This window comes from Ruegeria sp. CDSA077 (genome assembly GCF_059612265.1).
In genome coordinates this window covers 58,976-81,744 of sequence record NZ_JBXWQG010000012.1, presented here as the reverse complement: position 1 = coordinate 81,744, position 22,769 = coordinate 58,976, and the positions used below count along the sequence as shown (strand labels likewise).

At 57.5% G+C, this 22,769-nt stretch carries 20 protein-coding genes; 9 read left to right on the top strand and 11 right to left on the bottom strand.

The genetic code is table 11. From position 1 onward, the window contains the following. Positions 1–58: 58 nt before the first annotated feature. Complete coding sequence (dnaK, locus tag AC2FLE_RS17985; RefSeq protein WP_281973405.1) at positions 59–1,966, bottom strand: molecular chaperone DnaK; 1,908 nt, start codon at positions 1,964–1,966, stop codon at positions 59–61. A gap of 211 nt (positions 1,967–2,177) precedes the next feature. On the opposite strand from dnaK, the gene AC2FLE_RS17980 reads away from it, so the two are divergent. Continuing rightward, positions 2,178–2,780, top strand: coding sequence for an alpha-ketoglutarate-dependent dioxygenase AlkB family protein (locus AC2FLE_RS17980; protein ID WP_496698734.1), 603 nt, complete (start codon positions 2,178–2,180; stop codon positions 2,778–2,780). Here the strand turns inward: AC2FLE_RS17980 and AC2FLE_RS17975 are convergent. Further along, a complete protein-coding gene (locus AC2FLE_RS17975; RefSeq protein WP_496692621.1) occupies positions 2,777–3,598 on the bottom strand; it encodes an ABC transporter permease in 822 nt (273 codons plus the stop codon). The two genes, AC2FLE_RS17980 and AC2FLE_RS17975, sit on opposite strands and share 4 nt — an antisense overlap. Before the next feature lie 122 nt (positions 3,599–3,720). Between AC2FLE_RS17975 and cysQ the strand changes: the two genes are divergently transcribed. From cysQ to AC2FLE_RS17940, 7 genes are all read left to right on the top strand, one after another. Next, positions 3,721–4,518, top strand: a complete 798-nt coding sequence (gene cysQ, locus AC2FLE_RS17970; protein WP_496698731.1) for a 3'(2'),5'-bisphosphate nucleotidase CysQ — start codon at positions 3,721–3,723, stop codon at positions 4,516–4,518. Beyond that, the gene (locus AC2FLE_RS17965; protein ID WP_496698730.1) at positions 4,518–5,318 is read left to right on the top strand and encodes a 3-deoxy-manno-octulosonate cytidylyltransferase; all 801 of its coding nucleotides are present in this window, start codon (positions 4,518–4,520) and stop codon (positions 5,316–5,318) included. The genes cysQ and AC2FLE_RS17965 overlap by 1 nt, the downstream gene beginning before the upstream one ends. Before the next feature lie 48 nt (positions 5,319–5,366). Continuing rightward, positions 5,367–6,350, top strand: a complete 984-nt coding sequence (gene galE / locus AC2FLE_RS17960) for a UDP-glucose 4-epimerase GalE (RefSeq protein ID WP_496698728.1) — start codon at positions 5,367–5,369, stop codon at positions 6,348–6,350. After that, positions 6,310–7,404 carry a glycosyltransferase family 2 protein gene (locus AC2FLE_RS17955; RefSeq protein ID WP_496698726.1) on the top strand — a complete coding sequence of 365 codons (1,095 nt, stop codon included), beginning with the start codon at positions 6,310–6,312 and terminating at the stop codon, positions 7,402–7,404. Before galE ends, AC2FLE_RS17955 begins: the two co-directional genes overlap by 41 nt. Positions 7,405–7,550: 146 nt before the next feature. After that, positions 7,551–8,537 (top strand): glycosyltransferase family 2 protein, encoded by a 987-nt coding sequence (locus tag AC2FLE_RS17950; RefSeq protein WP_496690221.1) that lies wholly within the window; start codon positions 7,551–7,553, stop codon positions 8,535–8,537. Next, positions 8,534–10,234, top strand: a complete 1,701-nt coding sequence (locus tag AC2FLE_RS17945; protein WP_496690220.1) for a DUF5927 domain-containing protein — start codon at positions 8,534–8,536, stop codon at positions 10,232–10,234. Before AC2FLE_RS17950 ends, AC2FLE_RS17945 begins: the two co-directional genes overlap by 4 nt. A 6-nt stretch (positions 10,235–10,240) precedes the next feature. Next, positions 10,241–11,686 carry a nodulation protein NodH gene (locus tag AC2FLE_RS17940; protein WP_496698723.1) on the top strand — a complete coding sequence of 482 codons (1,446 nt, stop codon included), beginning with the start codon at positions 10,241–10,243 and terminating at the stop codon, positions 11,684–11,686. Here AC2FLE_RS17940 and AC2FLE_RS17935 read toward each other — a convergent pair. From AC2FLE_RS17935 to hslO, 8 genes are all read right to left on the bottom strand, one after another. Beyond that, positions 11,670–12,188, bottom strand: coding sequence for a L,D-transpeptidase family protein (locus AC2FLE_RS17935; RefSeq protein WP_142637369.1), 519 nt, complete (start codon positions 12,186–12,188; stop codon positions 11,670–11,672). The genes AC2FLE_RS17940 and AC2FLE_RS17935 overlap by 17 nt on opposite strands. 58 nt (positions 12,189–12,246) lie before the next feature. Further along, positions 12,247–13,032, bottom strand: coding sequence for an ion transporter (locus AC2FLE_RS17930; RefSeq protein WP_496698721.1), 786 nt, complete (start codon positions 13,030–13,032; stop codon positions 12,247–12,249). A gap of 20 nt (positions 13,033–13,052) precedes the next feature. Beyond that, entirely contained in the window at positions 13,053–14,282 is a 1,230-nt protein-coding gene (locus AC2FLE_RS17925; protein WP_496698720.1) for a class I SAM-dependent RNA methyltransferase, read from the bottom strand. A 38-nt stretch (positions 14,283–14,320) separates the two neighbouring features. Next, positions 14,321–16,153: an ABC transporter ATP-binding protein gene (locus tag AC2FLE_RS17920; RefSeq protein ID WP_496698719.1), complete on the bottom strand. Its 1,833-nt coding sequence runs from the start codon at positions 16,151–16,153 to the stop codon at positions 14,321–14,323. Further along, a complete protein-coding gene (locus AC2FLE_RS17915; protein ID WP_496692612.1) occupies positions 16,150–17,988 on the bottom strand; it encodes an ABC transporter ATP-binding protein in 1,839 nt (612 codons plus the stop codon). Before AC2FLE_RS17915 ends, AC2FLE_RS17920 begins: the two co-directional genes overlap by 4 nt. 190 nt (positions 17,989–18,178) lie before the next feature. Then, on the bottom strand, positions 18,179–19,330 hold the full coding sequence (locus AC2FLE_RS17910) for a CCA tRNA nucleotidyltransferase (RefSeq protein ID WP_496698763.1): 1,152 nt from the start codon (positions 19,328–19,330) through the stop codon (positions 18,179–18,181). Next, positions 19,330–19,935 carry a CoA pyrophosphatase gene (locus tag AC2FLE_RS17905; RefSeq protein ID WP_496698716.1) on the bottom strand — a complete coding sequence of 202 codons (606 nt, stop codon included), beginning with the start codon at positions 19,933–19,935 and terminating at the stop codon, positions 19,330–19,332. Before AC2FLE_RS17905 ends, AC2FLE_RS17910 begins: the two co-directional genes overlap by 1 nt. Further along, a complete protein-coding gene (gene hslO / locus AC2FLE_RS17900; protein ID WP_271950591.1) occupies positions 19,919–20,896 on the bottom strand; it encodes an Hsp33 family molecular chaperone HslO in 978 nt (325 codons plus the stop codon). Before hslO ends, AC2FLE_RS17905 begins: the two co-directional genes overlap by 17 nt. A 76-nt stretch (positions 20,897–20,972) precedes the next feature. On the opposite strand from hslO, the gene AC2FLE_RS17895 reads away from it, so the two are divergent. Next, positions 20,973–21,416, top strand: coding sequence for an NUDIX hydrolase (locus tag AC2FLE_RS17895; protein ID WP_271950593.1), 444 nt, complete (start codon positions 20,973–20,975; stop codon positions 21,414–21,416). On the opposite strand, the gene AC2FLE_RS17890 is transcribed toward AC2FLE_RS17895, so the two are convergent. Continuing rightward, positions 21,413–22,684 (bottom strand): PP2C family protein-serine/threonine phosphatase, encoded by a 1,272-nt coding sequence (locus AC2FLE_RS17890; protein ID WP_496698714.1) that lies wholly within the window; start codon positions 22,682–22,684, stop codon positions 21,413–21,415. The genes AC2FLE_RS17895 and AC2FLE_RS17890 overlap by 4 nt on opposite strands. Between the last annotated feature and the right edge of the window lie 85 nt (positions 22,685–22,769).

The window sequence follows — 22,769 nt, the reverse complement described above, 5'->3', positions numbered from 1 at the left end:
CTCAACGTAATCGGGCCGGCCCGGTGACCGGACCGGCCCGAATTGGCCCGGTTACCCGTTAGCTACGCTTGTCGTTGTCCAGATCTTCGAACTCGGCATCGACGATGTCATCCTCGCCCGGTGCAGCATCCGCAGCGGCAGGTTCATCTTCGCCGTCTTCAGCTTGCGCTTTGTAGATGGCTTCGCCCAGCTTCATGGCCGCTTCGGTAACGTTCTGGATGCCCGACTTGATCTTGTCGGCATTCTCGGTTTCCAGCTCGTCTTTCAGCGCGGCAATCGCCAGCTCGATGGCTTCGATGGTTGTTGGATCAACCTTGTCGGCATGTTCTTCCATCGACTTTTCTGTCGAGTGGATCAGGCTTTCCGCCTGGTTCTTTGCGTCGACCAGCTCGCGGCGTTCCTTGTCGGCCTCCGCGTTCTCTTCGGCGTCCTTGACCATCTTTTCGATGTCCTCGTCGGACAGGCCGCCGGATGCCTGGATGGTGATCTTCTGCTCTTTGCCAGTGCCTTTGTCCTTGGCCGAAACCGAGACGATGCCGTTGGCGTCAATGTCAAAAGTCACCTCGATCTGCGGCATGCCGCGCGGTGCTGGCGGGATATCTTCGAGGTTGAACTGACCCAGGATCTTGTTGTCCGCAGCCATTTCACGTTCCCCTTGGAAACAGCGAATGGTCACCGCGTTCTGGTTGTCTTCGGCGGTCGAGAAGACCTGAGATTTTTTCGTCGGGATCGTGGTGTTGCGGTCGATCAGTCGGGTGAACACGCCACCCAGCGTCTCGATCCCCAACGACAGCGGTGTCACGTCCAGCAGAACAACGTCTTTGACGTCACCCTGCAGAACACCGGCCTGAATAGCGGCGCCCATGGCAACCACTTCGTCCGGGTTCACACCTTTGTGCGGCTCTTTACCGAAGAATTTAGTGACCTCTTCGATCACTTTCGGCATCCGGGTCATACCACCGACCAGAACAACCTCATCTACATCGCCAGCCGACAGGCCAGCATCTTTCAGAGCAGCCGCGCAGGGCTTCATCGACTTCTTGATCAGGTCGCCAACCAGAGACTCCAGTTTAGCACGGGTCAGTTTCATGACCATGTGCAGCGGCTGGCCGTTGGCGCCCATCGAGATGAACGGCTGGTTGATCTCGGTTTGTGAGGTCGAGGACAGTTCGATCTTGGCTTTTTCCGCAGCTTCTTTCAGACGCTGCAGCGCCATCTTGTCCTGGGACAGATCGACACCGTGTTCCTTTTTGAACTCATCCGCTAGGTAGTTGACGATGCGCATGTCAAAGTCTTCACCACCCAGGAAGGTGTCGCCATTGGTCGATTTAACCTCGAACAACCCGTCGTCGATTTCCAGAATGGTTACGTCGAAGGTACCGCCACCAAGGTCATAAACCGCGATGGTTTGGGTTTCTTCCTTGTCCAGACCATAGGCCAGAGCGGCAGCTGTCGGTTCGTTGATGATCCGCAGCACTTCCAGGCCGGCGATTTTACCGGCATCTTTGGTCGCCTGACGTTGTGCGTCGTTGAAATAGGCCGGAACGGTGATAACGGCTTGTGTGACTTCCTCACCCAAGTAGCTTTCAGCGGTTTCCTTCATCTTGCCCAGAGTGAAGGCCGAAATCTGGCTTGGGGAGTACTTTTCACCGCGGGCTTCGACCCACGCATCGCCATTGCCGCCATCAACGATGGCGTATGGTACCATTTTCTTGTCTTTTTCGACTTCGGCATCATCCACACGACGACCGATCAGGCGTTTGACGCCAAAAACCGTGTTGTCAGGGTTGGTGACCGCCTGGCGTTTCGCAGGCTGACCGACCAGTCGCTCATCTTCGGTGAAGGCGACGATCGAGGGTGTGGTCCGCGCCCCTTCGGCGTTTTCGATGACCTTCGGCTGCGAACCGTCCATGATGGCAACGCACGAGTTGGTGGTGCCGAGGTCAATCCCGATTACTTTTCCCATATGTTCAATCCCTTTCTCTTCAAGGCGATGTCCCGAGGCCCGACCCGTTATGGCATCTGGCCCCGATCTGATTTGCGCAATGGTCCTACACCATCGCGCGTCCCGGCGTATATAAGGACGGGAACAGGGGCCTGCAAGCATTCACAAATGCAGGTTTTCAGGAATCTGCAGCCTTTTTAGCAAGGTTTTGGCAAGGATTGAGGAATCTGGAATGGCGCGGCTGCTTTTACGCGGTTTTGAAATCAGGAAAGCTTACCTTGACGGAGTTGCCCAGGCACAGCTGATCACGCTGTTGCGTCCGATTCTGAAATCAGCACCTTTGTTCCGCCCGACCACCCCTTCGGGCAAGGAAATGTCTGTTCGCATGACCTCGGCCGGGGCGCTGGGTTGGGTCACTGACAAGAACGGGTACAGGTATCAGCCGCACCATCCAAAGGGCATGGAATGGCCCACCATTCCAGACTGCATTCTGGATATCTGGCGCGATCTTGCCAGCCCCGAACGTGACCCCGACTGTTGCTTGGTCAACTACTATGGCGAAGGGGCGCGAATGGGCCTGCATCAGGATAAGGACGAGGCCGATTTTTCCTGGCCGGTCCTTTCGATCTCATTAGGTGACGACGCGTTGTTCCGCATTGGCAACACGACCCGAGGGGGCAAAACGGAATCGATCTGGCTTGGCTCGGGCGATGTTGTTGTGATGGGCGGACCCGCGCGCCTAACCTATCACGGGGTAGATCGCATTCGTTTCGGGTCTTCAAAACTGTTGCCAAAGGGCGGGCGGATCAACCTGACCTTGCGCGTGGCGGGTTAACGGCGTGCGCTCCAGCTTTGCGACACATGCTGGCGGGTAAAGAAAATTCCAAGCAAGCCGATCAACAACAGAGCCAACCCGACCCAGACAGGATATTCCCAGTTGGTATTGCGCGGATAGTAATTCCGAAAAACGAAACCCCGACACTGGTCGATAATGTGAAACAGCGGATTCCAGGCGAACATGGTCAACATGAACCCGCCCAGCGCATTGCCGACGAACATTTTTCCCGAGAACACCATATTCAGGCGCCGGTAAATCGTGCTCATGATCGTCGCAGTGGTCGGAAACCAGGGCTTGATCGCCATGAACACCACGCCGACCGCACAGCCCGTGAACCAGGCCAGCATCAGCATGGCAAAGGCGCCACCGGGCTCCTGAATCTCCAGCGGAGCAACCGATACGCTGTAGACAAACAGAATGATGACGATTGTCAAAACCTGAGTATACAGCGACCCGAAAGCGGCAGCCATAAGCACGACCATCATGTTCATCGGCGAATGCAGCATCATCGGGTTATTACCCGTGTCCACTCCGGAAACCGAACCGACGGCTTTAATGTGCGTCAGAAACAGGAAAACCCCAGACAGCAGATACAGAATGAACTCACCCCGGATTTTGGCAACGCGCGCGCCAAGAAGGGACATGATTACGTAAAACACACTCACCAGCACCAGAACCTGGAAAATATTGATAAGCACCGAAAGCACGGCATTGCTGTGTTGAGACCGGACATTCCGGACCACGGCGTGAAACACCAGTTCCGCCGTCGTAAACGCACCGCCTATAAGCGACCGGTTTCGCTTGTAATAAAACACCCGAAGCGTCTTTCCTGTATTATTGCCTGCAATCTGGCACGAAATTCTTGCCGTTCCGTAACCAGCACAGCATAAGGCCGTCAGGTTATTCGATCAACAAATCACAGGAACGGAGCTTTTTTGTGACCTATGATGCCCTCATCCCCGTCATCCGACGTCTTGCCCTGGAAGCGGGCGATACGATCATGGACATCTATAACTCGGATGAGTTTGACGTGAAGGTCAAATCCGATGCCAGCCCCGTGACCGAAGCAGATGAGGCCGCCGATGCGCTGATCTCGGTCGGTCTGCGCGCGGCGTTCCCCGATATCCTGCTGGTGACTGAGGAACAGGCCGCCTCGCATTCTGAAAAAGGCGATACGTTCCTGATCGTTGATCCGCTGGACGGCACCAAAGAGTTCATCAACCGGCGCGGCGATTTCACCGTTAATATCGCGCTGGTCGAAAACGGCACCCCAACGCGTGGCGTGGTTTATGCGCCAGCCCGCGGCCGGATGTTCTATACTTTGGCCGACGGGCAATCGGTCGAGGAAACCGGCGCGTTGGACAAGGATCAACCCGGCGCCGTGACTCCGATTTCGGTCTCTGATCCAGACAATTCCGCGCTTTTAGTCGTGGCCTCGAAGTCACATCGTGACCAGGCGACCGACGATTACATCAACAAATATCAAGTGCAGGACAGCAAAAGCGCGGGCTCGTCGCTGAAATTCTGCCTAATTGCGACGGGCGAGGCAGATATCTATCCCCGCGTTGGCCGCACGATGGAATGGGATACCGCAGCAGGTCACGCCGTGCTGACAGGTGCGGGCGGCAAAGTTGTCCGGTTCGACAATCATGCGCCGCTGACCTATGGCAAGGACGGCTATGCAAACCCGTTCTTTATCGCCTACGCTCCGGGTGTAGACCTGAAGGAGGCCTGATGTCCGTTCTGATCGCCATTCCCGCCCGCTACGCCTCGACCCGCTATCCGGGCAAACCTCTGGTGCCGCTCACCGGAGCCAGTGGCAATGCAATGACTCTGATCGAGCGGTCATGGCGCGCGGCCAGTTCGGTCTCGGGCGTGGACCGCGTTGTGGTTGCCACCGATGACGACCGCATTCGCGAGGTGGCCGAAGGGTTCGGGGCCGAGGTTGTGATGACCTCGGGAACCTGTGGCAATGGCACCGAACGCTGCGCCGAAGCGCATGATGTGCTGGGCGCAAGCTATGACATTGTGGTGAATCTGCAGGGCGATGCACCGCTGACCCCGCATTGGTTCGTCGAAGATCTGATCACCGGTCTGCGTGCCGCACCCAAGGCTGGGGTGGCCACTCCGGTTCTGCGCTGCGACGGCGATGCGCTCAACAGCCTGCTGAATGACCGCAAACACGGGCGCGTCGGTGGAACAACCGCCGTTTTCGCCGCCGATCACGGAGCGATGTATTTCTCGAAAGAGGTCGTGCCCTTTACTTCACAGACTTATGCGGGTGGGGAGGAAACGCCGGTGTTTCACCATGTCGGCGTCTATGCCTACCGCCCTGACGCGCTGGCGGCTTATCCGTCCTGGCCTGTCGGTCCATTAGAGCAACTGGAAGGGCTGGAACAGCTGCGTTTCATGGAAAACGGGCGTAAGGTTCTGTGTGTTGAAGTCGAATCCAAAGGCCGCCAGTTCTGGGAACTAAACAATCCGCAGGACGTTCCCAAACTTGAAGAGATGATGGCCGCGATGGGGCTGGACTGAGTGCCGCAGGCTGTCGCACCTTGAAAAACCGGAATAACGGGATCTGATATGACACATATCCTTGTAACCGGCGGTGCCGGATATATCGGATCCCATGCCTGCAAGGCACTGGCGCTGGCCGGGTACACACCTGTCACCTATGACAACCTGATCACTGGTTGGCAGGACGCGGTCAAATTTGGCCCGTTCGAACAGGGTGACCTGCTGGACCGGGCGCGCCTGGATGAGGTTTTCGCCAAGTATCAACCCGCCGCCGTGATGCATTTCGCAGCGCTCAGCCAGGTGGGTGAGGCGATGTCCGAACCCGGAAGATATTGGGCGAACAATGTCACCGGTTCGCTGACCCTGATCGAGGCCGCCGTGGCGGCTGGATGTCTGGATTTCGTGTTTTCGTCGACCTGCGCCACCTATGGCGAACATGACAATGTGGTCCTGGACGAAAACACCCTGCAAAATCCACTGAACGCTTACGGCGCCTCCAAACGCGCGATCGAGGATATCCTGCGTGATTTCCAGGCCGCTCACGGGATGAACCATGTGATTTTTCGCTATTTCAACGTGGCTGGCGCCGATCCGGACGGAGAGGTAGGCGAATTCCACCGCCCCGAGACCCATCTGGTTCCGCTGATGTTGGATGCGATTGACGGCAAGCGCGACGGGTTGACTGTGTTCGGAACCGACTATGACACGCCCGATGGCACCTGTATCCGCGATTACGTGCATGTCTGCGATCTGGTTGACGCGCATGTTCTGGGGCTGCGCTGGCTGGAACAGGGCAAAGGCAGTCGCGTTTTCAATCTGGGCACCGGGTCCGGCTTTTCGGTGATGGAGGTGATCGAACAGTCGAAATCCGTCACCAATCGCGCAGTGCCCTATACTATCGGTCCGCGCCGCGCCGGAGATTGCACCAAGCTGGTTTCGGGCTCGGACCGGGCCGGGCAAGAACTGGGCTGGTCCCCCAAAAGGTCCGTGTTAGAGACGATGATTGCCGATGCCTGGCGCTGGCATCAGAACGGGCATTACGACAGATGAGGGCCGCGTGAGCGATACCCTGCCGCCAATCGGATGGGTGCAACGCTATCGCTTGCGCCTGAAACGCAGGCGGCTGTTGTGGCGATCCTTTCGCAGCCGCCATCAGTTAACCCAACTGGTCGACCGAACCGACCAGATACGCCCGGGTGCGATACTGGTCTTTACCACCCTGCGAAATGAAATCACGCGCCTGCCCTGGTATTTCCATCACTACCGGTCGCTGGGCGTTGATCATTTTCTGATCGTGGACAACGGCAGCGATGATGGCTCGGTCGCATATCTGAAAGATCAACCGGATGTATCCTTGTGGCAAACCGATGCCAGCTATCGCGCCTCACGATACGGGCTGGATTGGCTGACCTGGCTACAGATGCGATTTGGTCACGGCCATTGGACTTTGATGGTGGATGCGGATGAGTTGCTTATCTATCCCGAATGGGACAGCCATCCGCTGCAGGATTTGACCCAACAGCTAGAGGTGCAGGGGCGCGACGCTTTCGGAGCCTTGATGTTGGACCTGTACCCCAAAGATCAGCTCGGCACACAGCCCTATGACCCCGGGACCGACCCGATCGAAGTTTTGGGCTGGTTTGATCCAGGCCCGTTGCGCGCCAAACGGCAATCGCCGCTGGGCAATCTCTGGGTTCAGGGCGGTGCACGGGAACGCGTGTTTTTTGCTGACCGGCCCGAGCGGTCACCAACTTTAAACAAAATACCGCTGGTACGCTGGTCGAGGCACTATGCTTACGTGAACTCCTGCCATTCCGCCCTGCCCCGAGATTTGAACGCCACCTATGACGGACCGGGGAGCCACGGCCCTTCGGGCGTGCTACTGCACACAAAGTTCCTGCCCGAGGTGGTCATCAAATCAAGAATCGAGAAAACCCGAGCGCAGCATTTTCACGACCCGGCGGAGTTCGACAGCTATTATGATGGCATAGTTAACCGCCCGATCATGTGGGATCCACAATCGGTGGAATATATCGGATGGCGCCAACTGTGTGAGCTTGGCTTGATGGGCAAAACTGACTGGAAAAACAACGTTCCGGACTAACTACTTTTAAATGCGTTGCTTCATTAGATGGTAAAGTGGCATAAAATGGCATTCGCCCGGCTCCACTCTGGCTTGTTCAGGCCCCGGGTATGCTCGCGTATAAACAAAGGTTGGGCAGTCGCGTGAGCCTGTTGGATTCATACCGAATGAGATTGCGGCGCAAGCGCCGCCTGTTGCGTTGCGTTCGCAAACGACGCGAATTAGAAGCGGTTTCCGACAAAACCAACGCCATTCAACCCGGTGACATCCTGTTGATGAGCGTTGTGCGAAACGAAAAAATCCGCCTGCCCTATTTTCTGGAATATTACCGAAAACTTGGCGTTGATCGTTTTTTGTTTGTGGACAACAACAGCGACGACGGCACCCGCGAGTTTCTGAGTAGTCAGCCGGACGTATCGGTCTGGCAGTCCAACGGCAGCTATAAGCGGGCCACATATGGCACTGATTGGTCGAACTATCTGCTGCGCAAATACGCCGATGGGCACTGGGTTCTGACGGTCGATCCGGATGAGTTCTTCATCTATCCGTTCTGCGACACGCGGCCCATTCGTGCCCTGACCGACTGGCTTGATGGCTGTGCCGTCCGCAGTTTCGGCACCATGCTGATCGACATGTACCCGCAGGGCCCGGTAGATGCCGAACCCTATCGTGAAGGGCAAGACCCCTTCGAAATTGCCCGTTGGTTCGATGCCGGGAATTATGTGATCAGCAAAAACCCTGAATACGGGAATCTCTGGATACAGGGTGGACCGCGCGCCCGTGTCTTTTTCCGCCAGGCTCCGGAAAAGGCGCCTGCGTTGAACAAGATACCGCTGGTCAAGTGGGACCGTCGGTATGTCTATGTCAGTTCGACCCATTCGCTGCTGCCACGCGGGCTGAACCAGGTCTATGACGATTGGGGCGGCGAAAAGACCAGCGGGGCGTTGCTGCATGCCAAGCTGATCAACACCTTGGGCGACAAGGCACATGAAGAGATGGAGCGGCGTCAGCACTATCGCGGGTCCGGCGAATATCGCGCCTATGCCGAAGGGCTGAACGACCGTCCGGTGTTTTGGTGCGACTGGTCCGAGGCATATATCAACTGGCGACAGCTTGAGATTCTTGGCCTCATGTCGAAAGGGAACTGGGCATGAGCAGCCTTGGCGTCATCATGCTGGTGCACGCCGCGCTTCCAAGGGCGCAACAGGTCGCGCGCCATTGGGCGGCATCCGGCTGCCCGGTGGTGATCCATGTCGACCGCAAGGTTGCGGACACTGTTTTTGATGACTTTGTAGCCTCCTGTGCGGACGAACCTCTGATCCGGTTCTCGGAGCGCCACACCTGCAACTGGGGCGGTTGGGGCATTGTTGCAGCCTCGCAATCAGCGGCTGAACTGATGCTGAAGGCCTTTCCCGATGTACACCATATCTTTCTGGCCTCGGGCGCCTGCCTGCCGCTACGGCCCGTCGATGAGCTGGTCACATATCTAGCGGAACGGCCCCGTGTCGACTTTATCGAAAGCGCGACAACAGCCGATGTAAGCTGGACGATTGGCGGACTGGATCAGGAACGATTTACGCTGAGATTTCCGTTCTCGTGGCGTAAACAGCGCAAATTGTTCGACGCTTACGTAAAGCTACAGCGGACCATCGGAATCCGACGGTCGATACCCGAAGGTCTGGTGCCACATATGGGCAGTCAATGGTGGTGCCTGACCCGTCAAACGCTGTCCGCCATTCTGCAAGATCCCAAACGCAAAACATATGATCGCTATTTCCGGCGCGTCTGGATTCCCGACGAAAGCTATTTTCAGACCCTAACTCGACTTTATTCAACACATATCGAAAGTCGCTCTCTGACCCTGTCCAAATTCGATTATCAAGGTCGCCCGCATATCTTTTATGACGATCACCTACAGCTATTGCGACGGTCGGACTGTTTTGTAGCACGCAAGATCTGGCCCCAGGCCAATCGGCTTTATCAGGCGTTTCTGACCAACCAGGCACAGGCGATGAAGCCTACAGAACCCAACCCGGGCAAGATCGACCGGTTATTCTCGAAAGCGGTCGAGCGCAGGACCCGAGGCCGGGATGGCCTGTATATGCAAAGCCGCTTTCCCCGCCACGGCAGCGAGAACGGACTGACGTCGTTCCCCTATTCGGTATTCCAAGGGTTTACCGAACTGTTCGCAGATTTCGAGCCCTGGCTGTCGGAAGCCACCGGAACAAAGGTCCACGGTCACCTCTTCGGTCCCGAACGTGCGGAATTCGCCGGCGGAGCGCCTTTGGTCAACGGCGCACTAAGCGATTGTGCCAGCCTGCGGGACTATAATCCTACGGCATTTTTGTCGAACCTGATCTGGAATACTCGGGGCGAGAAGCAGTGCTTTCAATTTGGCCCCACGGATACGCAGGACATCAACTGGTTTCTGGCGCGCGACAGAAATGCGCAGATTTCCGTTGTCACAGGCGCCTGGGCCATTCCCCTGTTCCGTTCGAATGGAAATTTCGCGGATATCCGTAACGAAGCCGCCCGCCTGCAACAAATCGAGACCAAACAGCTTGAGGTTTTAACTTCGGTCTGGACCAAGGCCAAAGTGCGCACCTGGTCGCTGGCCGAGTTTGTGGAATCTCCGATGGAGCCTCTGCAATCCATTCTGGAAGAAACCGGATGCCAGAACCCCAGCCACCTGACCCAAGCCCCTACGATGGTTGACCTGTCCGGGTTCGGGAAGTTCCTGCAAAACCTAAAGAACCAGGGTATGCACCCTTATCTTATGGGAGATTTTCCAGCCGATGACATTTTTGGCCGGCAACTCAGGCCTTATCGAAAACCATATCTGGTGCAATAGCGTTTCATGTCATCCAAATTCGACTATTTCGTAATACTTGCCGCCATGCGGACCGGATCGAACCTGCTTGAGGCAAATCTGAACGCATTGGAAGGTGTCTCCAGCCATGGTGAGGCCTTCAATCCTCATTTCATTGGCAGGCTAAAGGGGGACAGCCTGCTGGGCGTCACTCTCGAAGAACGCGACAATGACCCTAAAACCCTGCTGAACGCCATCCGATCAGCTGAGGGTGAAATGAACGGGTTTCGCTTTTTCCAGGGCCATGATCCGCGTGTATTAGAGCCTGTTTTGGATGATCCGAGTTGCGCCAAGATCATTCTGACGCGCAACCCTCTGGACAGCTATATCTCATTGAAGATCGCGCGCGAGACCAAGCAATGGCAGCTGAAAAACGTCAAACGGCGGCGCGCCGAGCAGATCGCCTTCAACCCTCGTGAATTCGAAACCTATCTGGACCAGCAACAGGCCTTTCAACTGACTTTGCTGCATCATCTTCAGGCCAGCGGGCAAACCGCCTTTTTCATCGCTTACGACGATCTGAACCGGCTCGACAGCCTGAACGGCCTGGCGGCCTGGCTTGGGGTATCGGGCCGGTTGACCACGATCGACGACACGCTCAAACCCCAAAACCCTGAGCCGGCCTTGTCCAAGGTGACAAACCCTGATGAGACCGAACAGGCCTTGTCGCGCATCGACAGTTTCAGCCTGCACAGAACTCCGAATTTTGAACCTCGGCGTGGCGCGGCCGTTGCGACCTATGTCGCCACGCCGAAAACCCCGTTAATGTATCTGCCCGTGCGGAGCGGCATTGAAGGGGTTGTGAAGCAATGGATGGCAGCGCTTGATTCAATCAGTGCGGATGACCTGATCACTGATCAAAACCGCAAAAAGACCCGCCAGTGGTTACAGGATCATCCGGGGCATCGCAAATTCACCGTGGTGCGGCACCCGCTGGTACGCGCACATTCGGCCTTTTGTTCCTATATCCTCAGCACCGAGCCCGGCGCCTATCTGAAAATCCGCAATATGCTGCGCAACCGGTTCAAGCTTCCGATCCCCGGACAGTTACGCGCTGAAAACTACCCCATCGAACAGCATTATGAGGCATTCTCGGCTTTTCTGACCTTCCTGCGGCAAAACCTGGCGGGACAAACCCCTGTGCGCGTTGACGGCGTTTGGTGCAGTCAGGCGCAGGTGTTGGAGGGCGTAGTCGGTTTTGCCCTGCCGGATCTGATCCTGCGCGAGGAAGAAATTGCAACTGCCCTGCCGGATCTGGCGCGGCGGCTGGGTCATGACAGCCCGCCCGCGCCCGGCAATACCAGACCAGATATCCCGTTTTCACTGAGCGATATCTATGACACCAAACTTGAGGCGCTGGCGGCCGAAACCTACCAGCGCGACTATATGCAATTCGGGTTTGACGTCTGGAAGCCGGTTACGGGCGCAGCGTAATCACTGTGCCGCGATTCACCATCGCATAGATCTCTTCGATCTCTTCATTCTTGACAGCGATGCACCCTGCCGTCCAATCCGATTGCTTCTTGGCACGCTTTTTCTCGGACCGGGTTTTCGGCTCGCCGTGGATGAAAATGTCACCGCCCGGATCAACGCCCGCAGCCTTGGCCTCTGCGATATCCTTCGAATCCGGATAGGAAATCCCCAGCGACAGGTGATAGCGGCTTTTGGGATTGCGCCGGTCGATCAGATAGGTGCCCTCTGGCGTGCGGCCGTCGCCGCGTTTTGTTTTGGTGCCGTTGGGGGCAAAGCCAAGATCGACCTTATATTCCTTGAGGACATGTTCATTGTGCAGAAGATAAAGCTTCCGCGCGCTTTTGTTGATGACCATAGAGGTCACCTCGGGGCCATCATAGGCCAGAAATCTGGGGTTGGCCGAGGCGCAGGCCGAAAGACCCAGCGTAGCCACAGCACCCATTCCAAATGCTCGACGATCCATGTTTAATGCCTGCTTCTGCTTTTTTTTGTGATTATGCCAGAAATCCAGAAAACTGAAATCACTTTTTGCTGTTCGACTGCTCAAGCAAGCGGCGTTCGATGGATTCCAGCCTTTCCAGCACCTCATCACGATAGGCATCGGTTTTCACCTCATCCTCGGCGTGATGGGCATCCTGCATTGAATTCACAATCAGACCAACCAACAGGTTCACCACTGCAAATGTCGTAACCATGATGAATGGCACAAAGAATATCCACGCATAGGGATAAACCTCCATCACCGGGCGCACGATGCCCATGGACCAGCTTTCCAGCGTCATGATCTGGAACAACGTATAGGCCGACAGGCCCAAATCGCCGAACCAGTCCGGGAATGTGCCCGAGAACAGCTTGGTTGAAATTACCGCGCCGATGTAAAACAGGATCGCCATCAGCAGGAAAACGCTGGCCATGCCCGGCAAGGCCGAGATGAAACCCTCAACCACCCGGCGCAGCCGTGGCGCGACCGAGATCACCCGCAAGACCCGCAGGATCCGCAGCGCCCGCAGAACTGACAGGCCACCGGCGCTTGGGATCAGGGCAATGCCAACAACGATGAAATCAAACAGGTTCCAACCATTGGTAAAGAAACGGCGCCCTGTGGCGACCAATTTCATCGCAATCTCAGCCACGAAAATCGTTAGGCAAAGGCTGTCCAGGGCTACGATCAAGGGGCCCGCAGCCTCCATCAGCGTAGGTGAGGTTTCCATGCCAAGCAGAATGGCGTTGAAGATGATGACACCTGTGATGAACCAACCAAAGGTCGGGTTTTCGGTGATATCTTGCAGGCGCTGGGCAAACCCCATTCTGAAACTCTCCTGTTTGGTCATGATGCGGGGTTCAATGCAAACCGCGCGGCAAGTTCCGTGTGTGACGACCATCGAAATTGGTCCACCACCTGTACCCATTCAAGGGTATAGCCTGTGTTAATCAGGTTTTTTGCATCCCGCGCAAAGGTCACGGGGTTGCATGAGACATAGGCGATGACCGGGGGCAGCGCTTGCGCCAGCTCGGCCACCTGCGCCTCAGCCCCGGCGCGGGGCGGGTCCAGGACAACCGCGTCAAAGTTCTTCAGCTCATCAGGCATCAATGGGCGGCGGTACAGGTCGCGCGCCTCGGTCGTGACCCGTTTCAGACCTTGCGCGCGACGCCAGCCTTGATCCAGAGCGGCGGTCATCAGGGCCTCACCCTCAACCGCGTGTACTTCGGCGTCCTCGGCCAGTGGCAATGAGAATGTCCCGCAACCCGCAAACAGGTCCACAACCCGCTTGGCGCCCTTGGTTGCCTGCAATACTGCCTTTAATAGAGCCTGTTCTCCGTCCTTCGTGGCCTGCAGAAATGCCCCTGGAGGCGGCACGACAGCCGCCACGCCAAATCGCTGAATCGGGGCGTGACGCGAGGCGATCACCTCGCCATCCCAGCTGAGCCGCGCAAGCCCATGTGCCTCGGTCGCCTGTGCCAGGGCCAGTTCCAACGGACCGTCCAGCGATTTGCCGCCTTTGACGGCGACATCCAAACCGCCCTCGGACAGGGTCAACGTAACGGCCAACGCCCCCTTTCGGCTACCGCCCAAAAGGGCAAGCGCCTCGGCCACCGGGACAGATGCAATCAGGGCCGGATCAAGCAGATGACAATCGGAAATCTCGGTGATCGTGTCCGAGGCGCGGCCATGGAACCCGGCCATGGTGCCTTTTTTGGTCCGCCGAACCGCAATCGTAGCCCGTCGCCGTGATCGTTCCGGCGAGGTATAGATCGGCCGCATCGGGGCCTCGAGCCCCTGCGCGGCCAGTGCGTTGCGCACGACCTCAACCTTCCAATCAGCGACAAAATCATCTGCGGCATGCTGCAGCTGGCAGCCACCGCAGGCTTTGTAGTGCCGGCATGGTGCTTTGACCCGCTGGTCAGAGGGGGTCTCGACCCGAATGTCGCTCAGCACTTGACCAACCAATGTCCCGCTAACCACCTCCCCCGGCAAGGTGCGGGGGGCGTAGATCGGTCCATCGGCGATGCCGTCGCCCTGATGACCAAGGCGTAAAATGCTGTAATGCCGCGTCATGAGGGCCTGATAGCTGGGCTTTACCCACAACAAAACCCTTATTCGGCGGCGGCGGCCTGAATAAACCCGCCCGATTGGCGATCCCAGAACCGGGCATAAAGCCCGCCCTGCTCCAGCAAGTCGTCATGGCTTCCCATTTCAACGATCTGCCCTTGATCCAGAACGACGATCCGGTCCATCTCGCTTAGCGTCGACAGCCGATGTGCAATCGCCAATACCGTCTTGCCCTGCATCACCCGATGCAACGCGGTCTGGATCGAGGCTTCGACCTCGGAATCCAAGGCCGAGGTCGCCTCATCCAGCACCAGAATCGGCGCGTTTTTCAGGATGGCGCGTGCAAGCGCAATCCGCTGCCGCTGACCGCCGCTCAGTTTGACGCCGCGCTCGCCCAGATGAGCATCATAGCCCTTGCGACCATGGGCATCCCGCAGGCCAAGGATAAATTCATGCGCCTCGGCCTTTTGCGCCGCGGCGATCATATCGTCTTCTAAGGCATCAGGACGGCCATATAGGATATTCTCGCGCGCCGAGCGGTTGAACATCGCAGTTTCCTGCGTGACCATTCCGATTTGACTGCGCAGACTGTCCTGCGTCACCTGTGACACATCCCGCCCATCAATCCGAATTGCGCCGTTTTCCCCTTCATAGAGCCTGAGTAGAAGCGAAACGAGCGTAGATTTCCCCGCACCCGATGCCCCGACGATACCCAGCTTTTCGCCAGGATGTACGGTCATGTGCACGTCGGTCACGCCGCCGATGTCACCGCCATAGGCAAAGCTGACATGGTCGAATTCGATCTGACCTTCTGGCACGCTGAGCCTGACTGCCCCTGCCGCATCCTCGACCCGGTCGCGCTTGGCGAGCGTCTTCATGCCATTCTCGATCTCACCAACATTGGCATAGAGCCCCATTAGCGTGAAACTGACCCAGCCGGTCATCTGCGAAATTCGCACGGACATCGCGCCCGCCGCAACGATATCACCAGCGCTGGCCATCCCGGACCGCCACAGCAGCAAGGTCACCCCCAGCAACAGCACAGGCAACACCCCGGCCAGAACCATCAGTATGAACCTAAAACTGGCGGAGAGCTTGCCAAAGGCCAGCATCTTTTCGCGCAGATCGACCATCGAGTTTCGGGCCGCCTGATCCTCGAACTCGGAATGGGCGAACAGCTTGACGGTTTTGATATTGGTGATCGTGTCGACCACCTGCCCCGACACCATCGCCCGCGCCCCGGCCCGCGCCGCTGAGCGTGCCCGGATGCGTGGCAAATACCAGCGGATCAGCAGGAAATACACCGCCAACCAGGCGGCGAAGGGCAGCATGACCAGAAGATGAATAGACCCTAACAAAAGCAAAGTTCCTGCCAGAGACGCCAGCGCAAAAACCATTGCGCTTATCGTCTCGGACACGACCGAGGCCATCGCGTTCGAAGTTTGCATCTGTTTCTGAGCGATCCGCCCGGCAAAATCGTCGTCGAAATAGGTCACAGACTGACCCAAAGTCCACCGGTTCAGCTTGGCCAGAACCAGGGGCGGGATATTGGGCATGACAATATAGTTGTTGGAAAAGGCCGAAAGACCAAACAGCGCCGGTCGCAGCAGCATGAAAAATGCGGCGACCCCTCCAATTATCCAAAGATTGCCCGCCGTCAGAACCCCATCCGGCCCGCTTTCGTTTGCCATGTCGATCACCAGACCCAGCATCCAGGCGGTTCCGGCCTCCATCGCCCCGGCCGAGGCCGAAAACACGGAGGCAACAAGGATCATCGGCCAAGCTCCGGACAGGCACCAGCGAATGAACGCCCCCAGCCTTTGCGGCGGGGGCGTTTCGGTGGGTTTGAACGGATCTATGAGATCGGCAAGTTTCACTCAGCTGCCTCCGTGTTCAGGAAGCCCCCAGATTGCCGTGCCCAGAACTGGGCGTAAAGCCCGCCCTGTGACAGCAATTCGGAATGGGTGCCCTGCTCGACGATCCGGCCGCCATCCATCACCAGGATGCGATCCATTTGGGCAATGGTGCTGAGGCGGTGGGCAATCGCGATCACGGATTTGCCCTGCATCATGCCATAGAGCGTTTCCTGAATGGACGCTTCAACCTCGGAATCCAGCGCGGAGGTCGCCTCATCCAGCAACAGGATCGGCGCGTCCTTCAGGATCACCCGCGCCAGCGTCACCCGCTGCCGCTGACCACCTGACAACTTCACGCCCCGCTCGCCCACATGCGCATCATAGCCCGTACGCCCCTTCGGGTCCTGCAGGTCAAGGATGAACTCATGCGCCTCGGCCTGTTTGGCGGCGGCAATCATCTGCTCTTCGGAAGCCTCGGGGCGGCCATAGAGGATATTGTCGCGCACCGAGCGGTGCAGCAACGCGCTGTCCTGTTGCACCATACCGATATGGATGCGCAAGCTGTCCTGAGTGACCCGGGCAATGTCCTGATCGTCGATCAAAATGGCCCCCTGCTCCACATCGTAGAACCGAAGTAGGAGCTTAACTAGGGTCGATTTCCCAGCTCCCGACCGTCCGATCAGACCGATCTTTTCGCCCGGCTCGATGGTCAGGTTGATATGGTCCAGCCCGCCGGTATTGCGACCGTAATGATGCGACAGATCACGAATCTCGATCTTGCCGTTGGACAGATGCAGGGGTTTGGCCTGCGGCGCATCCAACAGGTCGATCGGCTGAGCGATTGTCTCCATACCTTCGGCAACGACACCAAGCTGGCGGAAAAAACTGGTCAGCGCCCACATGATCCAGCCGGTCATCGCGTTCAGGCGCAGGGTCAGGGCTGTGGCCGCCGCGACCACACCGACCGTAGCACTGCCCTGCATCCACAGAGCAATCGCCCAGCCAACCACACCAACGATCAGCAGCCCGTTCAATGCAACCAGAACCGCATCCATGATGGTGAAAATCCGCATCTCAGCCTGAAAGGTACGGCGGGTTTCCTCGATCGCTTCGCGCGCATAATCCAGTTCCTGTGCCCCATGGGCAAACATCTTTACGGAATGGATATTGGTATAGCTGTCCACAACCCGGCCCGTTACGGCCGAGCGCGCGTCTGAGGCCGCCTTCGAAGCCGGTCCCACCCGCTGCACCGTCCAATGCACCAGAAACCCATACAGCACGAGCCAGATCAACAACGGCAACAGCAGCCGGGCATCAGCCGTCATCAACAAAATGGCTGCGCCGATCAGGTATGCCAGCGAGAAGGAAATCGCATCAAACACCTGAAACACGGCCTCACCCGCAGCGGGCGGCGTCTGCATGATCCGGTTGGCAATGCGGCCTGCAAAATCATTCTCGAACCAGCCCACCGATTGCCGCAACACGTGCTTATGCGCGCGCCAACGGATCAGAGTGCCAAAATTCGGCAGGATCGTGTTGTTCAGCAACAGCACGTCAACGACATGCAGCATGGGTCGCAGCAGCAGCACAAAAAGCGCCACCAGGATCAGTTCCGTACTATGGGTCTGCCAAACTTCGTCCGGCGGAGCGGACAGCAAGTCAACAACGCGACCCATATAATAGATCAGACCGACCTCAACCGCGGCCACCACGACCGAAATCAATCCGGCCCAGAAGAACACCCGCATAAAAGGGCGGGAATAGTTCAACATAAACGGCCACAGCCGTGTCGGCGGCGTGTCGGTTTCTTCGTAGTCGACAAAAGGGTCGACGAGATTTTCGAAATAGCGAAACATAGAGAGTGCTCCGATTGAGCAGATAACAAGTCATGCGAAAAAAGATGGCGCCAGAACACCACCCCTACGGGTCAAGTGTTATGGCTTTAGCCGAACCAGATCCCGTAATACATTCGCATCCCTCCATTCATGTTACAGGCGCAAGAAAACACAAACGATCCGGCTTGTCATCCCCTTTTGAGACTTCAATTTACTCGACCAGCAACTCGGAGCGCGTCAGGGTGAAACCCGAGGCGATCCAGCGCGCCTCAAGCTCGGCCAGTTTCTTGCCCAGCGCCGGGCCGGTAAAGTCAGGGATCAGGTCAGCGGCCCGCACGGGAAAATCCGCTGCCGCCCCGTCCCGGAGCGCTTGCCGCTTATCCTCGGACCAGGGCTGTTCCAACAAAGCACAACGCAGCAGAACTTCGTGCAGGCCGTCCTCTTCGCCATAACGGAACCCAAGCTCGGCAGTGCCCGCGGTTCCCGCGGCCTCATCCCGCATCCGTGTCAGGCGTTGCATCTGGGCCTTGCTCAGACGCAGGGTCTGGGCAATCTCGGGCGTGGCGATGGAGGAAAGCCGCCGGACCGGCTCGGGCTTTGCCCCAGCCTGCTGTTCCAAGGCGATCAGCGGGGCAAGTGATCGATCCTCAACCCCCGGCAATATCTGTGCCAGAACGCCCGTGCTGCGCATGGCAGCGACCGAAGGCGCAGGGTCAGGCGCGGTCAGCAATTTCATAAACTCGGCCCCAACCCGTTCGCGCGACAGGCCTGCCAATCCGTCCAGATTGGTTGCGATGGCCGACAGCGCTTCGGGATCAAACCCGGCTTCGGCATCCCCATACCAGGCGTGAAACCGAAAATAGCGCAGAGACCGCAGATAGTCCTCGCGGATGCGGTGCTGGGCGTTGCCTATGAACCGAACCTTTCGGGCCTTTAGATCGGGCAATCCATTCAGCGGGTCCAAAAGCGTCCCATCCGGGCGGGCATACAGCGCGTTCATGGTGAAATCGCGCCGGCTGGCATCTTCATCAACATTGTCCGAGAACGCCACAACAGCCCGGCGGCCATCGGTTTCGACATCTCGCCGGAAGGTCGTGATCTCATGCGGGATGCTTTGGCTGACAACGGTTATCGTGCCATGCTCGATCCCAGTTGGAATGGCCTTCAACCCCGCCGCCCGCATCAAATCCAGTACCTGCTGGGGCGGAGCGTCCGTGGCAATATCCAGATCCGAGACCGGCGCCCCCAAAAGCGCGTTGCGGACGCAGCCGCCGACGAAAAGCGCCTGAAAACCGGCATCGATCAAAACGGCGCAGACTGTCTGAGTTGCCGGGTTTGTAACCCAGCTTTCTGATAGCTTCATCATTCACTCACCCGCGCAGCCAAGCCCCGCAACATCCGGGCCGTAGCCCCCCAGATGTAATAAGGGCCATAGGGCACGGTGAAATAGTACCGCCGCTGGCCCCGCCAGCGACGCGACTCAACGATATAATTCGCAGGGTTTAGAACATGCGCAAGTGGGACTGAAAAAACTTCGTCAACTTCACCCGGCTCAGGAATTGGGTCGAACCCGTCTCGTAGGATCGCGACAACCGGGGTTACGACAAAAGACGTCACGGTTTCATGGGTAGGCAAATGCCCGAGAATTTCAGGCATATCCGAGGAAAGGCCAATCTCTTCCTGTGCTTCCCGCAGGGCGGTTGCGGTTATATCCGGATCGGTCTCATCCTGTTTTCCGCCAGGAAAGGCGATCTGGCCGGGATGGTGTTTCAGCGCCGACGAGCGCTTGGTCAAAAGCAGGCGCGGGGCCTCATCCGTCACAAGAATCGGAACCAGAACCCCGGCTGGGCGCAGCTTGCGCCCCGCTGGCAAAACCGCATCAGGGTTCAGATCGAAATCACTGGACCCGTTGCCGGGGCGGCTCAAGGCCGCCCGCAGCTGTTCTGTTGGATCAGGCTTCACCGGCATCGAAGCCAACGGTGACGGGGTCCAATACGTAATGGGCACCACAGAACTGACAATCGGCGGTGACCTGGCCTTCGGGAGTTGTCATCTTTTCGATGTCGCGCGCCGAATAGATCGACAGGCTTTGGCGCACGCGCTCTTCCGAGCAGGTGCAGCCGAACTGAACCGATTGCGCATCATAAACCCGTGGCTGTTCCTCATGAAACAGCCGGATCAACAGGTCGGTTGGCGCAATCGAAGGGCCGATCAGTTCAAGGTCATCAACAGTATCCAGAAGGATGTTGACGCGCCCCCAATTTTCACCTTCCTCACCGTCAACCAGATCATCCGCCGACAGAATCTGACCGTCACCCTCTGCATTGGCTACAAATGGTGACGCTTTGGGCATGTGCTGCAGCATGATGCCGCCTGCGCGCCAGTGCTCACCGACGCCAGGTTCAGTTGATTTGCCGAAACTCAGTGAAAACCGCGTCGGCAACTGTTCGGACTGTGCGAAATACGCCTCTGCGCATGCGCTGAGAGAGCCGCCAGCCAGCGGTGTGATCCCCTGGTAAGGCTGCGTGCCCTCTCCCTGATCAATCATGATGGCGAAATAGCCTTCACCCACCTGATCAAACGGTGTGGAATCGGTCAGGCGGTCCGGGTCAAAACTGGCATAGGCGCGGATGCGAGCCGGTTCGCCCTCGGCCTGCGGAGCGTAGTAATCGGTTGCGATCATCCGAACGGCGCCTTTGGACTGAACCTGAAGCGACAGCTTCCAGCGCAGCGAGACGGTCTGGCCGATCAGAGCAGTCAGCAAGGCCATCTCGGCCACCAAAGCCTCGACCTTTTCGGGATAGTCGTGCTGTTTCAGAATGCCATCCAACACTCCGTCCAGCCGCGCCACACGTCCGCGCATATCCGGTATATCAAGTTGAAAGGGCAGGACGGTGTCGTCCCACGCGATTTTTGTTCCAAGAGACATGGGGTTTCCTTAAACGCCACAGATTGGCATACCGCCAGCATATAGGTCGAAGATTTCGGGTTGTAAGGGGCCATACATGATCAGACGGTTCGGTGAAACCCCACAAGCGGGGCGCAAATACACACGACGTGTGGGTGTATACGCATTGTTGCCTCGAGGACGGCATCTGTTGCTGACCTGCCAGACAGAGCCCGGCCCTGATCTACAGTTGCCGGGTGGCGGTATTGACCCGGGCGAATCGCCCATCACCGCCCTGCATCGCGAAGTCTTTGAAGAAACCGGCTGGTTGATTGCCAGCCCGCGGCGGGTCGGCGCCTTTCGCCGTTTCACATACATGCCCGAATATGACCTGTGGGCCGAAAAGGTCTGTTTGATATATCGAGCCCGCCCTGTGCGCCGCATAGGTCCACCTTCAGAGCCATTCCACGAAGCCCTTTGGCTGGACAGTGCGGATGCCGCGCAGATGCTGGGCAACAGCGGCGACCGACATTTCGCTTCGGGACACCTGATGGGGCTTTAAGGCCCGCTGTATTCAAAGAAAACCGCAGATACGTCATCATCCATACCCTGGTCCGGATCCATGGCCTGTGTCAGCCGCCAGAACATATCGTCCAGAAATTCGGGCCCGCTGAGATCGGTGGCACAATCCGTCACCATTCTGCACAGCCCCTCTTCTTCCAGCAGGGATCCATCCGCCATCCGGCATTCCGTGAACCCGTCTGAATACAGCAACAGCTTGTCACCGGGCTGCATGTAGGTATCGGTTCGCTGAAACGTGACATCCGGCAACAGTCCGATGGGCAGGCCACCTTGCCCCAGATACTCGGTCCCACCATCCTGTCGCAACAACAGCGGATGCGGATGCCCTGCCTGCACCATCTTGAGATGTCCGTTTCGCAGGTCAATAATAGCATAGACCATAGTAAAATACTCTTCGACGCCTGCATCGGCCATAAGGCGGGAATTGAGCATCTCTGCCACCTGATCAGGTGGTAGCAATGCGTAAAATTTATCGAACCGCTTTTCCATCGCCACGTTCTGATCGAAATGTTTGCTGGACAGATACCCGCCCAGCCGTGCTGTCATCATCGCCGAGGTGATGCCGTGGCCGGACACATCGATGCTGTAAAACCCCACACGGTTGACCCCCGGTGAAAACATTCCCACCAGATCGCCACCGATATGCCCACAAGGTTTCAGCAACATGCTGATACGCGACCTACCGAAATCACGCGTGAGTTCGGGGACCAGAGATTCCTGTATCTTACGCGCCTGAATCAGGTCCTTGTCGATCGCATCATGGACCACTTTCAGTTCTTCGAGCGCGGTCTCGATCATACGGTTCTTATCAGACAGCTCACGCTGCATATCCAATATCCGTGCGCCCGCAGATATGCGCGCCCGCAATTCATCGGCCTCAAGAGGTTTGATCAGAAAATCATCCGCCCCGGCATCCAGTCCGCGCGCAACCTCCTGCTTTTCGCTTTTTGAAGTCAGAAGGATGAAATAGCTGTATTCGTCATTCTCCAGCGCCCGAAATGCCTGACAGAATTCCAGCCCGCTCATCCCCGGCATGACCCAGTCGCTCAAGACCAGATCGGGGGACATGGCAGCACAGATTTCGATGGCGGCCACTCCGCTATCGGCCTCGAGCACCTCAAAGCCCCATTTCTTCAGCGAGGCCACAAGGATGCGACGTTGCAGACGACTGTCATCAACGACCAGCACCTTGCGAATCGCACCAAAATCCAGCTCTGCCTTTGTTTCTGCCTGACTGACCTCTGCCACCTGACCCTCAGCTCTGCCACATAATGCGGAACGGGACGACCCTAGCGCACGGCTGTTTAACATCCTGTGAAGGTCGTAAATGCAT

What these genes read in the sequence shown, in the direction of transcription:
- AC2FLE_RS17895 (WP_271950593.1), top strand. Translation starts at nt 20,973, where the DNA reads ATGATCAGACGGTTCGGTGAAACCCCACAAGCGGGGCGCAAATACACA.
- hslO (WP_271950591.1), bottom strand. Translation starts at nt 20,896, where the DNA reads ATGTCTCTTGGAACAAAAATCGCGTGGGACGACACCGTCCTGCCCTTT.
- AC2FLE_RS17915 (WP_496692612.1), bottom strand. Translation starts at nt 17,988, where the DNA reads ATGTTTCGCTATTTCGAAAATCTCGTCGACCCTTTTGTCGACTACGAA.
- AC2FLE_RS17910 (WP_496698763.1), bottom strand. Translation starts at nt 19,330, where the DNA reads ATGAAGCTATCAGAAAGCTGGGTTACAAACCCGGCAACTCAGACAGTC.
- dnaK (WP_281973405.1), bottom strand. Translation starts at nt 1,966, where the DNA reads ATGGGAAAAGTAATCGGGATTGACCTCGGCACCACCAACTCGTGCGTT.
- AC2FLE_RS17980 (WP_496698734.1), top strand. Translation starts at nt 2,178, where the DNA reads ATGGCGCGGCTGCTTTTACGCGGTTTTGAAATCAGGAAAGCTTACCTT.
- AC2FLE_RS17925 (WP_496698720.1), bottom strand. Translation starts at nt 14,282, where the DNA reads ATGACGCGGCATTACAGCATTTTACGCCTTGGTCATCAGGGCGACGGC.
- AC2FLE_RS17945 (WP_496690220.1), top strand. Translation starts at nt 8,534, where the DNA reads ATGAGCAGCCTTGGCGTCATCATGCTGGTGCACGCCGCGCTTCCAAGG.
- AC2FLE_RS17935 (WP_142637369.1), bottom strand. Translation starts at nt 12,188, where the DNA reads ATGGATCGTCGAGCATTTGGAATGGGTGCTGTGGCTACGCTGGGTCTT.
- AC2FLE_RS17955 (WP_496698726.1), top strand. Translation starts at nt 6,310, where the DNA reads ATGCCTGGCGCTGGCATCAGAACGGGCATTACGACAGATGAGGGCCGC.
- AC2FLE_RS17940 (WP_496698723.1), top strand. Translation starts at nt 10,241, where the DNA reads ATGTCATCCAAATTCGACTATTTCGTAATACTTGCCGCCATGCGGACC.
- AC2FLE_RS17930 (WP_496698721.1), bottom strand. Translation starts at nt 13,032, where the DNA reads ATGGGGTTTGCCCAGCGCCTGCAAGATATCACCGAAAACCCGACCTTT.
- galE (WP_496698728.1), top strand. Translation starts at nt 5,367, where the DNA reads ATGACACATATCCTTGTAACCGGCGGTGCCGGATATATCGGATCCCAT.
- AC2FLE_RS17905 (WP_496698716.1), bottom strand. Translation starts at nt 19,935, where the DNA reads ATGCCGGTGAAGCCTGATCCAACAGAACAGCTGCGGGCGGCCTTGAGC.
- AC2FLE_RS17965 (WP_496698730.1), top strand. Translation starts at nt 4,518, where the DNA reads ATGTCCGTTCTGATCGCCATTCCCGCCCGCTACGCCTCGACCCGCTAT.
- AC2FLE_RS17950 (WP_496690221.1), top strand. Translation starts at nt 7,551, where the DNA reads ATGAGATTGCGGCGCAAGCGCCGCCTGTTGCGTTGCGTTCGCAAACGA.